We start from the raw sequence: 12,113 nt of genomic DNA on the forward strand, positions 1-12,113 counted from the left end.
AATGGCTAATAATAATACACTTTATCTAATGGGCGGCATGCCTAAATCTGGCACATCTTGTCTTGCCGGTGCGCTTTATGAACTGGGTTTGGAAATGAACCTAGGTAATGTTAACGCAAATCTACAGCTTTTTGCGCCGTCATCAGGGGAAGAATTTATCACCGAAGACAAGTACTACATGTATGAATCTGGTGGACTAATGACGTTAAATGAGCAAATGTTACGAGGTGCTATTTCGGGCTGGGAGCATTACTCAACAGCGAGAAACCCTGGCTCTGGCAGTATGCTAAATCCTCCTCATGTTGACAGCTTGTGGATGGACGAAAGGGTTCTTTCTATTATTTCATCTTTTGCTATGACTTCATTGAAAGAGTTCCCATTTGGGATTAAAGACCCACGAATCACGTTTCTATACTCCATTTGGGCAAAAGGCGTTGAGCTGGCAGGTATTAAAGCCAAAGGTATTTTTTCAGTTAGACCACCATTGTCGGCAGCTCATGCATTAGTGACAAGAGGATGGATGAACAGCTATGACTCGGCGCTTGAGCTTTGGTTGAGATATAACCGCACAGTATTGAAGTGGGCACAAGAGGAAGAGGCACAAGTCGTTATTTACAACCAGGATGACACGTATCTGACACAAATCGAGGCATTGTGCGAGAAAATTGGATTAAATTATCAACAACATGTCATGGACAAGTTTTATAAAGCCGCTTCACCTGAAGATATTGACCCCGCTATTCTTGCGAATCACCCAATGAAGCGCAGTATCGAGGATGTCTTTCAGGCGTTAGTTGAAAGCCGTGTTGGTAACAAATAATGGTGGCGCTACAAAAACCCCATAGTCAGGTAGAACTGACTATTGGCTTCATCTTGATAGTTATCTTGGTGACGTTTCAAGTGACACTGAGAGATTTAGCTTTGCCTGAAGTTCAGCCTAGTGACAGTACCTCATTCTCTGCTAATAGGGCATTGGTGGACTTAAAGGCATTAAATCCTGACAGTAAACCTCATCCAGGTGGGAGTGCCCAAAATGAGCGGATTGGAAATGCAATCGTTGATAAACTAGTTAGCCTAGGGTATCAGCCAGATATTCAAGAGCAATTTTACTGTAATGAATACAGCAACGTTGCTGTAGAGTGTATGACAGTGCGTAATATTGTGGTGCATATACTTGGTAAAAAGCCGCAAGAAAATGTGCTGTTGTCAGCGCACTACGACTCGGTAGCGGCTGGTCCTGGGGCAGCTGACGCAGGGGTTGCTGTGGGCACTTTGCTTGAAGTTGCACGTCTTATGAAAGATCGGCCCCAAAGTAATATTGGCATGGTCCTACTATTTAACGAAGGCGAAGAAGACGGATTATTTGGTGCGCGAGCTTTTACACAGCACCACCCGTTAGCTAAGCAAGTAAAACTGGCTTTGAATATAGAAGCGCGTGGCAGTGCAGGTTACAGTGTGTTGTTTGAAACGGGCACGAATAGCGGCGAGCTAGTTAAAACCTATGCAGCGCAAATGACACCAATTTGGACTAACTCCCTGTTTGGTGAAGTATATCGTTTCATGCCAAATTTTACGGACTTTAACGAATACCATAAATTGGAATTGCCAGGGCTTAATTTTGCCAATGCAGAAATGGAACCACATTATCACACACCGCTTGATAATTTTGACAACTTAAACCTTCAGACTTTACAGCACCACGGTGACAATGTCTGGCTGTTTTTAGATGCAATCCTAGAGCGTGAAGATTTAGCTTTCAAAAAAGAAAACATTGTTTTTACGGACCTGTTCGGCTGGCTACTCATTTATTGGGCAAATGGCACTACGATGCTGCTTCTGGGTATATCGTCAGTGTTATTAGTGGCTTCAGTTTATGCTGCTCGTAAGCATAAGCAAGCTACAATAAAAGGCGTGTTAGCCGGTTGGTTAACCGTTTTAGCGTTAGTATTACTGTGTGCTATTTTCGCTCAGGTATGGCAGTTAGTGGTCCAAACATTGACTGGCACAGGGCCTTGGCGTTCTTCCATTATTGCCATTTCGCTTAGCATTTGGTTTATCTGTGGCTTTGTTCTGCTGCTCTTTGGTCGTCTGTTTGCGAAAAAGCTGACGAGTATGGACTTACATTTAGGTTTGTTAACATTTTTCCTTATGTTTGCAGCGATAGCAGCCGTCCTAGCTGTAGGAGTGAGTTATCTATTTATCATTCCGTTACTCGTTATCTTGCCAATAACAACCATAATGCTGTTTGTACACCGAGATAATGCAGAACCTTTGGTGTGGAGTTACCGATTAGCTATCTGTGTAGTCTTGTTTGTTTTTTACCCAGTTATTCAAATAGCTGATATTTTATTTAGCTATAACCTATCTGCATTTCAAGGCCTTATTTGGGGATGTATTTTTGCGAGCTTACTGAGTGCTGTGCCAGTCAAAGAGGTGCCGGTAAAAAAATTAAGAAGGCTGTTCCTCGTATTCAGTGTGATCTTCTTAGCTGCGACGTTTATACAAAAACCATTTACTGAAAATAAACCTCAGGGGCTAAACTTGCAGTATATGGAAGATGACTCTACAGCAAGCGTGATTGCGGGTGTGCCACGTAAAAAGTTAGCACCTGAATTACGTCAAGCTTTACCAAACTTGAAAGTTGACACCCCTTTTGCATGGGAACAACAACGTTATCGTGTAGAGCAGTCTGAATCGCAACAAATAACCCCACATATTCAGCTTGAATCACAACTGATAGATAACCAGTTGCACTTAGGTATTGATGCTCAGCAAGGTCATAATCTTCTGAATGTAAAAGTGTACTTTGCGGCTGATTCTAAGTTGACAGAAATTGTGAGTCGTGAACACCAACATGTGTACGATCCGCAAACCACGAAGCATAGAGATATGCTGTCGTATTCGTGTTTAGGCTATACGTGTGCAAATCTGAATTTAGTAGCGCATTTTTCTGAGGAGCCTAAGGGTGAAGTCTTGGTTGTGGCAAGTTATATGGGTCTGCCGAAGTCAAAGCAACACCTGATTGAAGCGAGAGGAAAGCGCTCTGTGCCGAGGAATCAAGGCGATCTGACTATGTCAGTTAAGTCTATTACGCTTGGTACAAGCGGCTCACAGGAGTAATTTAATGACTTGGTTACTAAATAGGCGAGTGGTAATCATTGGTGCTTTGGCGTTTGTCACAAGCACCATCTCTGCTGTTTTGTCTCTTTATCTACTATTTGAAGTATCTAATAACATCAGCCAAGAGCAAGGCCAAACACAGTTGCACCCTGCTTTTTTCATGATGTTGATATTGCTACTGACGATAATGATAGGTTCACGCTATATCTTATCAAAATTTTCGTCAGGGATAGTGTACGCATTACGCAAGTCTTTGGTTGATAAAATTGGCAGTAATCGATTTCAAAGAATACAGCAACTTGGAGAAACACGGCTTTACAATGTGCTATTGAATGACGTAGACAATGTTTCTCAAACATTTGCGAACCTACCCATGCTTTTCTACAACATGATCACGATGCTGCTGGCACTGCTTTATTTAGCGAGTTTGTCACCGTATTTATTTATGTTTTTGGTTGCAGTGATGGTACTCAATGTCTTTTTATCTAGAGGCTATTTTCAAGTTGCGACCAATATTGGAGATAGTCTGAGAAGTAAAAAGGATGGGCTAATAGAAAAATATAAAGGACTTATCTTTGGTAAAAAAGAGCTTCAGATAAATGCCAAGCGTAATGAGTTTTTAATTGAACAACGTATTATGCCCCAGCTTAGCGACTTGGAGCGTTTACAAAGAAGTAATCAGTTTGTATGGGGCGTGCACAACTCAATTGCGGTAGTTTCAATGTTCTTGCTATTTGGCTTTGTTGTCAAAAGTGAGGGAATTGTCAGCAACGCAGTGGCATTACAGTTTTTAGTCGCGGTGATGTATTTTAGCGGTGTCTTCAGAGAGTTAGTAGGTTATATCGAAGTATATTCAAATGGCGTTATTGCAGCGAAAAGAATTGAAGCTGTATTTGAAGAAACAAATGCTGAAGAAGCTTATAAAGCTAAGGAAGTAAAGTCGTTTACACAATGGACTCATCTACATATCGAGAACTTAACCTACCAATATGGCGAAAAATCTGACCAAGGATTCTCGTTTGGCCCAATTAACCTATCAATCAAGCGTAATGAAGTACTTTTCATCATCGGCGGAAATGGCAGTGGCAAGTCCACTTTCATAAAGCTATTGATGGGTCTTATTGCGAGTGAGCAGGGTTCGATAAAACTGGATAGTGAAGTAATAGGCAAGAATAACACCGAGCGCTATGTCCAGTTATTTAGTGCAATTCACTCTGATATGTATTTATTCCGCGAAATTCTTGACCATAATGGCGAACGAGCTGAACGGAATAAAGTAAATGAATTATTTGAGGTTTTTGGCCTAACAGACCGTGTTAAAGAAGATAAGGAGGGGTTTGCGGTTAATGCGCTTTCTCAAGGGCAAAAGAAAAGGTTTGCCATGGTGAATACCATCTTAGAGGACCGTGACATCATTATTCTAGATGAATGGGCAGCGGATCAAGACCCTCAGTTTAGGAAAGCGTTTTATAGAGACCTGATTCCTGAATTGAAAAGCAAGGGGAAAACCCTAATCGTGATTAGCCATGACGATCATTATTTTGATGTTGCGGATCGCGTCATCAAATTTGATGCTGGGAGTTGTAAAGAGCTGTGCGTCAAGGACTATTTAAGTACTAAAAACATGTTGAAGGAGGATGTGTGTCTATAAGAAATATAGAAAAAATCTGGTTAGATGGAGAGTTGAAATCGAATGAGGATGCGGTTGTTCATTGTGCGACCAACACATTGCATTATGGCTTGGGCGTCTTTGAAGGTATTCGGTCATACTCGGATGGCGAGAATAGTTACATTTTCAGGCTAGACGAGCATGTTAAGCGTTTGTTTGATAGTGCTCTGATCATGAATATAACGATTCCGTATACTCATGATGAAGTAAAACGAGCAATTGAAGACACAATTGTCGCAAACAACCTTAAAGAAGCCTACATCAAGCCAATGGTTTATTTAGGCAGTGAGAGTCTAAGCCTCGATACTCGAGAGCATACGGTTCATTTAATGGTGATAGCTTGGTCTGCATATAACTACGCAAGCAATGGTGCGCAGGGAATAAAGATGAACGTGTCATCTTTCACGCGACACCATGTCAACATAGCGATGACAAAAGCAAAAGCGAATGGCAATTATATGAACTCTCAGCTCGCATTACGAGAAGCAAAGAATGCGGGGGTTGATGATGTTTTTCTCTTAGACTCTGATGGTTATGTTTCCGAAGCGACAGGTGCAAACGTCTTCATGGTCAGCAATGGCGTGCTTTATACGCCAGAACTAGCGAACTGCCTAAATGGATTAACGCGACAAACCGTTATGCAGCTTGCTAAAGATGCGGGAATTGAAGTTGTTAGTAAGCGGATAACGCGAGATGAGTTATATATTGCTGATGAGGTATTTATCACGGGCACAGCAGCTGAAATTTTGCCTGTGTGCGAAATTGATAATCGAACTGTTGGTAAAGGCTGTGTAGGTGAATTAACACAGTCATTTATTAATGACTATCAGCTTATGGTAAGAGCAAAGTTACCAAACTATACAAGATGGAATTATAAACTAAATATTCTTTAGGACGAGTTATGGAAAATAAAATAATAATAGAAAATATGTTTTTGATTATCGACTCAGGAGAGTTTGATCGACTAGTTGAAGTTTTTCATCCGGATGTTGTTTATCAGCGCCCCGGGTACTCAAATATTGAAGGGCTGGAAGACTTAGAAAACTTTTATAAAAATGTCAGAGTCGTAAGACGGGGGCTTCACACCATTAATGACCTAGTTTGTGAGGGAGAAAAGTTGGTGTGTATTGGTGCATTTGAGGGAGAAAATTCCAAAGGGCAAAGTTTAGAAACTCGATTCTCAGACGTTTACCAACTCAAAGACGGAAAAATTAGTCATCGAGAGACTTACTTTTTTAAACCTTATATTTAGTCGTATCAATAAAAAAATTACATATGGAGATAAAACATGAATAAAAAAGTTAGCGTTATTTTTACTTTTCTTTTTGGTCTACTTTTTGGCCCAGTGGTTGCTGCTGAATTTAAAGAAGGGGTTGATTATGAGCAGCTGGAAACTGTTGATGAAAGTTTAAATGGTAAGGTGATAGAAATATTCAGCTACCATTGTCATTATTGTTATAGAGCGATGCATAGTGTAAAAGCATTTAAGAAGCAGATGCCAAAAGGAATGACCTTACAACATGTGCCAGTAACATTTGGATATAGTCAATTAGACTCATTTGCAACAACAGCTTTACTGTTAAGCGAATTGGACTTAATGGAGGAGTTACATGAGTATACTTTCCACATTGCCAAAATGCCGATTAAAGGTGAAAAGCATTATAACAAGCTAGAAAATATGGAAGGCGTTAAAGCATATTTACTAGAGCAAGGTGTATCTGAATCTCAGTATCAACAGGCACTTAAAAACATCGAAGAAAAGCAGTTAATTAAAAAATACAATAAACTGGCCTCGAAATATCAAGTAGAGGGTACACCTACTTTTATTATCAATGGTAAATACAAGGTAAGTGATTATAAAAAGGGCTCTCAATATGATGAGTACTTCACAGAGTTGTTGTTACATGTTGCAAGCTTGAAGTAATAGGGGCATGCGAGAGTGAATTCAGACTTTATTTATGGGAGAGCAACATTAGTTGCCTCTCTTCTAACCATAGTATTTCTCATTATTGCTTTGATTATGCAGTACGGGTTTAAAATGATGCCTTGCCCTTTATGCTTAGTGCAAAGAGGTGTTTTTGTTTTACTATTTATAACCATATTATCGGAATACCTAAGCCGTAATAAGACTAAGGTAAGTGCTACTTTTAGACTGTTTAGTGTTTTTTTCAGCGCAGCAGGTATGGGGATTGCGGGGCGACATGTATGGCTACAAAATACACCAGCATCGGAGCTACCGTCTTGTTTGCCGAGCTTAGACTATCTCATCGATACCTTTAGTTTTGCTCAGATTATAACAAAAGTGTTTGCAGGTTCTTCAGAATGTTCTGAGGTAAGCTGGACCTTTTTAGGTTTAACTATTCCAGAACAAACATTCATTATATTTTTCCTTTATTTTATCTTCAGTTTAATTAAATTCTATCCATTTCTACATCAAGGAAAGTAGAGCTATCTAGTTATTTACAGGGGAATTGTGTGGTAGAAAGTGTTGTAAGAAACTATGTGAGTAAACTTTCTGTTCTCAACGGTGAGTTACTGCAAAGTAAGTATATTCAAGGAGTGGCTCAATCAAGTGCTAACTTGACTGAGCTAGCTCCAGGGAGATTGGCGACCTATGAATACAGAGTTAATCCTTGGCCGTTTTTTATCAATGATGTAAATAAGAAAAAAATAGAGCTGGCTTCAATTAAAATAGTTCAATTGATCCAAAAGCTCCTTGTAGGAAAGTGGAGTCAAGGTCATTCTTTACATCATTACTATGGGTTACCAGAATTAGATTATGGCAAAGCGATTAATGCGCCATTTAACGGCAATGTGATCGGCCGCTCTGATTTATATCATGATGGAAGTGCTTTCAAATTGTTGGAAATCAACCTTGGCACGAATGTGGGTGGCGCAGATATGGTATATTACAAGGACATTTTACTTGCCCAGCCATATCTGAGAGACTTTTTAATAGAGAACTCTGAAATTAGCTTCATAGACACATACCAAGTGTTAATCGAAAATGCGTTAGCTGCCATGAGAGAGAGGCAACTTGTGGGTGATGATGGTGTGTTTACTATCGTCATTAGAAACAAACAGGCTGATGAGCAAATTGCGCAAGTATATATCAACCTTTACCAGCAAATTGCGCAGCAAATGGGGGACTCATTAAGAGTCTTTGTAGTTAAAGATGAAAAGGGATTTCAATATGCTGACAACCACCTATATTTTCAGGGGCACTTGGTCGGCTTTGTTGCTTGGTTACCTGAGGGTATGGAAACTTACAACATTTATGAGAGTTATCCTGATGAACTAAAAAAGGTGTGGCTGGAGCATAATGTTTTAGCAGGCGCTAACCTCTTAACGCATATTATTGAAAACAACATGAGCTTGGTACTGTTGTACAAACACCGTAACGATGCTTTGTTTGATGATACTGAGCGAGCTTTAATCGAAGAGGTTGTTCCTGAGACTGTGCTGCTTAGCGAACTAGATGATGATGCATTTAAAAGGGTAGAAGAGAATAAGGGAGACTTTGTTTTAAAACCGCTTATGGGCTGTCAAGGTAACGAGGTATACATAGGTTGCTACGTATCTCAGTCAACGTGGTCACAATACTTGGCACAGGCAAGAGCTAAAAATAACACCATAGTTCAGGTGAATGTCACGCCAAATAGTATTTATGCTATCGGTGAACATGGCGGTTTAAATCAGTGTACTCCTGTTTTTGGTTCATTCTTTTGCGGGGATACTTATGCATCCAGTTGGATTAGAAATAGAGAAGTGGATAGCGCATTTGATGGCGTTATTAATTCCGCTAACGGTGCATCTGAGATGATAGTGTTCCATTGTCGTAGCTAGTGGCCACATATTTTAAAGCGGATAGCAATGAACTTCATAAGGCAACTTTTAGTGTGTTGTCATGCGAACGTTATGATTACACCTAAACCTGAGGTTGTTAAGAGTAGGGCGAACGCTTTGACGGTCACTTGATTTTGTTGCTATCCAAAGTTGAACACCGTGGCTGTGAAGTGCCACGGTGTTACTCAGCACATCGACTGGTTTACTCAACAATGTAATGATGATTGTTATGTAACTCTCTTATAACTTGGTCGTTTAAGAAAGAAAAGGTCATAGGGCGACTTGCAGCGTCTAACTCGCCATTATTCTCAATGGTATTGTCAGTGATAATGTGAGGGGCTGATGTATTGGTCGCATATAGCTTGATGCCATAGGTAACGGGTTGCACCAATAGATTATTTTTATAAACATGCGGTAGACCGCCACTTATCTGGCTGTTTTGCTGCGCGGCATTACGCGCAAAAATACCATTTTCACCTGCATAGATAACATTGTTGTTCAGCACTCGCAGGTTATCACCATCTAACACCATACCGTTACCGCCACTTCGGTAAATAAGGTTGTTACTGATCTCTACATCATCTCCCCCTACCTGAATACCGGTATTCTGCCACACAGGTGCAAACGGGCTAACGCCAGTACGATAGATTTTATTGCCCGTGATTTTGGCGTTACCTAGCACTGAGTTTAGCTGAATACCATCCGCGGCTGTGTATTCTAATTTGTTGTTATATATACGAACATTTTCTAGTTTATGGGGGTAAACGGTGGTTGTTTCACCATTACAGGTTAACGTTCTACTTTTTCCTGTATAGCCCACATACATGCCTTCACCTTCTTCTGTGTGGTGCACATAGTTGTCGTGAATGCTTATACCGTGCATGGTGAAGTTTTCAGCCCATGTTGCAGAGTCGCAGTTTGGGTCGGTTTTGATCAACATGCCTGCAAATCGTGCGCGATAGATTTCAATGTGATCCACTTCGATTTGCTCAGAAAGGTTGCCTACACTGAGCGTGCCGCCTAAGCGCACGCCATAAGGTATAGATTCATTGTCAGATACCGAGGTTAGGCGGACCCATTTAGAACGCTCAATGGCGATGCTGTATTCATATGGGTTAGTGGTGACAACACCGTCTTGATTTCGGATTTGCACAGGCTGTGACTCACTACCGATTACGTTAGTAACTTTAATCGGCCCACGCGCCCCCTCTGCTAGACAAATTGTATCTCCAGGGGAAACATTCATTGCAATTCCATCAATTAAGTATTGTGATGAAGGTACGATAAAGTCGCATTCAGTACTGGCAGCGGGTGCTGCAAAAGCAGATGTTGTCAGTATTACAGGCGCACCTAACAGGCTGTATAGTGCAAAAGAAGAGTGTTTCATAAAATATCCCTAATTTATTTTTTGTCCACAATAATTAAACAGGTAATAGGGACTGTTGCAAGCTCTAATGTATATAGATGTAAAAATAGGCTTAAATTAGGAAAATAGTATTGTGTTTTAGAAAGCAACGAAAGCGCGAAGCGCTCTCGTTGTTTATATCAGTTAACAGGCCTTGGCAACTATTGACACTTAATAGTTGCATAAAGCTGGTAGCATTGGTTCTTGCTACCAGTACTTTTCTTGGTCCACACTTTTGAGTACCAGTCATAGTTAGCGTATGAAGACTCATCTTCACCACACTTGATAGTACTGCCAGTTACTTCTTGGTTGTGACCACGCTCTTCACAGAACTGATTACCATTTGTTGGATTAACAAAGAACGACTCTAAATAACCACGAACCCACACGCGAGGGCTGTAGTATGTGGTCGCGCTAGTGGCAAAAATGCCGTCCACTTCACTGACTTCGACCACTGCTTTGTCGAACGTGACAACGCCATCTTGTTCAATGTTTTGCACCAGTTGCTCAGTTGATTCAATTTGAGCAAAAGCCACGCTTGAGGTGATGGCCAAAAGGCTTAACGCTATTTTCGTTTTCATAGTTAATATACCTGTTGTTTTAGTGTTTTCAGATTCAGGTATATTTAAGTCTTACTTGATGACGGTTGCGTTTTTAAAATGTGTACTATCAATTAACTTATTTATTAATTCGTGTGACATAGCGTTAATCTTATTACTTACCCAAATCGGTCCTTGAGATGAGCGTATTGATAATAGGCCAGCTGCCCGAATCTCCTAAAGCGTGGGAAAGGGAGATACGGCAGCGGTGTTTGATATAGAGGTAACTCAGGAATCGGCTGTTTGGCAATCAATTGCGCGAGCCGATAGGCTGCTTGTGAACTAAAAGACACACCTGCGCCGCAATATCCTAAAATGTAGCCGACATTGTTTTGCAGATAAACGTGCGGCATATCATCAAGTGCTGCGGCAATAAACCCATTCCAATAATAGTCATGCTGTATGTTGGCAAGTGCCGGAAAACATGCAGCAAGTCCGTGTTTTAAGTTATTCAGATACACATCGGCGTGTTGATCTTTGGCAAACACCGCGCCTCGACCGCCAAACAAAATGCGATTATCGGGCAGTAGGCGGTAGTAGTATTTGAGGGTACGGGTATCCATTGTCACTTGGTGAGTTTTCAAGCCCGTCAATGTTAGCTCTTGTTCACTCAGCGGTCGGGTTACCAAAATACTGCTTAAAATTGGCAAATATCGATTATTGATATAAGGGTGAGATTGCTTATTGTTGTATGCGTTGCCAGTGTATACCACGGTATTGGCGGTGATGGTCGCATCATTAACGTGTAGGTGATGGCGGTTGTTTTTTTCTTCAACCCGTTCAACCAGCGCATTTTCAAACAGTTTTACACCTGCTTTTATCGCAATTTCTCGATAGCCAAGTAACAATTTCAGCGGGTTGATGCCAAAGCCGTCTGGTAGCCTCATTGCCCCGTAGGCTTGCTGATTAAGCATATATTCCTGTTCTAGCTCTGTGCTTGTCAAAAATTGTGCGTCACCGCCTAGGTGCTGTAAAAACTCGGCTTGAGTGCGCAACCCTTGCATGGCTTTTTGGTTATGGGCAATTTTCAAATAGCCTTTTTCTTGCTTCTGGCATTGGATATTGTGCTCATCAATGAGTGACTCAACACGATGCACCGCGGCACTAAATTCATCATAAATGCCCCTGCAGGTTTGCATACCCCATTTTTTTGCCATTTGCGGATAACTGAGGCGACCGGAACCCTTGAGTACAAACCCTGCATTACGGCCACTGGCACCAAAACCCACCTGATTGGCTTCTAGCACACAACAACTCATACCGTGCTCATGTGCCAGATAGTAGGCAGTTAAAAGGCCACTAAAGCCGCCACCTATGATTGCAACATCAAAGTGCTCACTACTGGTCGGTGCGCTGTTTGCAACAGGTAAATCTATGGTACTGGCCCAATAGCTAGGCGCATATCCTGATGCCTGGCAGTGTGTGTGGGTAAGTGGGTCGTAAAGGGAGTCGCTCATAAAATTCTTATTCATTA

11 protein-coding genes are annotated in these 12,113 nt (G+C 41.2%); 8 read left to right on the forward strand and 3 right to left on the reverse strand.

Annotated features, from left to right (window positions below):
- Nucleotide 1 precedes the first annotated feature (1 nt).
- Genes BET10_RS03780 through BET10_RS03815 form a run of 8 tightly spaced genes read left to right on the forward strand, consistent with a single transcriptional unit; the run spans nucleotide 2 to nucleotide 8,635 of the window.
- Nucleotides 2-820, forward strand: coding sequence for a hypothetical protein (locus tag BET10_RS03780; RefSeq protein ID WP_070983511.1), 819 nt, complete (start codon nucleotides 2-4; stop codon nucleotides 818-820).
- On the forward strand, nucleotides 820-3,120 hold the full coding sequence (locus BET10_RS03785; protein WP_070983514.1) for a M28 family peptidase: 2,301 nt from the start codon (nucleotides 820-822) through the stop codon (nucleotides 3,118-3,120). Before BET10_RS03780 ends, BET10_RS03785 begins: the two co-directional genes overlap by 1 nt.
- Nucleotides 3,121-3,124: 4 nt before the next feature.
- Complete coding sequence (locus BET10_RS03790; RefSeq protein WP_070983516.1) at nucleotides 3,125-4,771, forward strand: cyclic peptide export ABC transporter; 1,647 nt, start codon at nucleotides 3,125-3,127, stop codon at nucleotides 4,769-4,771.
- On the forward strand, nucleotides 4,762-5,682 hold the full coding sequence (locus BET10_RS03795; protein ID WP_070983518.1) for a branched-chain amino acid transaminase: 921 nt from the start codon (nucleotides 4,762-4,764) through the stop codon (nucleotides 5,680-5,682). The genes BET10_RS03790 and BET10_RS03795 overlap by 10 nt, the downstream gene beginning before the upstream one ends.
- A gap of 8 nt (nucleotides 5,683-5,690) precedes the next feature.
- Nucleotides 5,691-6,041, forward strand: coding sequence for a nuclear transport factor 2 family protein (locus BET10_RS03800; protein WP_070983520.1), 351 nt, complete (start codon nucleotides 5,691-5,693; stop codon nucleotides 6,039-6,041).
- Between the two features lie 36 nt (nucleotides 6,042-6,077).
- Nucleotides 6,078-6,713 (forward strand): DsbA family protein, encoded by a 636-nt coding sequence (locus BET10_RS03805; RefSeq protein ID WP_070983523.1) that lies wholly within the window; start codon nucleotides 6,078-6,080, stop codon nucleotides 6,711-6,713.
- Between the two features lie 15 nt (nucleotides 6,714-6,728).
- A complete protein-coding gene (locus tag BET10_RS03810; RefSeq protein WP_070983526.1) occupies nucleotides 6,729-7,235 on the forward strand; it encodes a disulfide bond formation protein B in 507 nt (168 codons plus the stop codon).
- 56 nt (nucleotides 7,236-7,291) lie between these two features.
- Nucleotides 7,292-8,635 carry a hypothetical protein gene (locus BET10_RS03815; RefSeq protein ID WP_139158531.1) on the forward strand — a complete coding sequence of 448 codons (1,344 nt, stop codon included), beginning with the start codon at nucleotides 7,292-7,294 and terminating at the stop codon, nucleotides 8,633-8,635.
- Nucleotides 8,636-8,837: 202 nt separating this feature from the next.
- Here the strand turns inward: BET10_RS03815 and BET10_RS03820 are convergent, their stop codons facing one another.
- The 3 genes from BET10_RS03820 to BET10_RS03830 form a co-directional block, all read right to left on the reverse strand.
- A complete protein-coding gene (locus BET10_RS03820) occupies nucleotides 8,838-10,022 on the reverse strand; it encodes a right-handed parallel beta-helix repeat-containing protein (RefSeq protein WP_070983530.1) in 1,185 nt (394 codons plus the stop codon).
- 179 nt (nucleotides 10,023-10,201) lie between these two features.
- Nucleotides 10,202-10,621 carry a hypothetical protein gene (locus BET10_RS03825; RefSeq protein ID WP_083330431.1) on the reverse strand — a complete coding sequence of 140 codons (420 nt, stop codon included), beginning with the start codon at nucleotides 10,619-10,621 and terminating at the stop codon, nucleotides 10,202-10,204.
- A gap of 137 nt (nucleotides 10,622-10,758) precedes the next feature.
- The gene (locus tag BET10_RS03830) at nucleotides 10,759-12,096 is read right to left on the reverse strand and encodes an NAD(P)/FAD-dependent oxidoreductase (RefSeq protein WP_070983532.1); all 1,338 of its coding nucleotides are present in this window, start codon (nucleotides 12,094-12,096) and stop codon (nucleotides 10,759-10,761) included.
- Nucleotides 12,097-12,113: the final 17 nt, after the last annotated feature.

The sequence above is a fragment of the Pseudoalteromonas amylolytica genome, assembly GCF_001854605.1.
GTDB classification, from domain to species: domain Bacteria; phylum Pseudomonadota; class Gammaproteobacteria; order Enterobacterales; family Alteromonadaceae; genus Pseudoalteromonas; species Pseudoalteromonas amylolytica.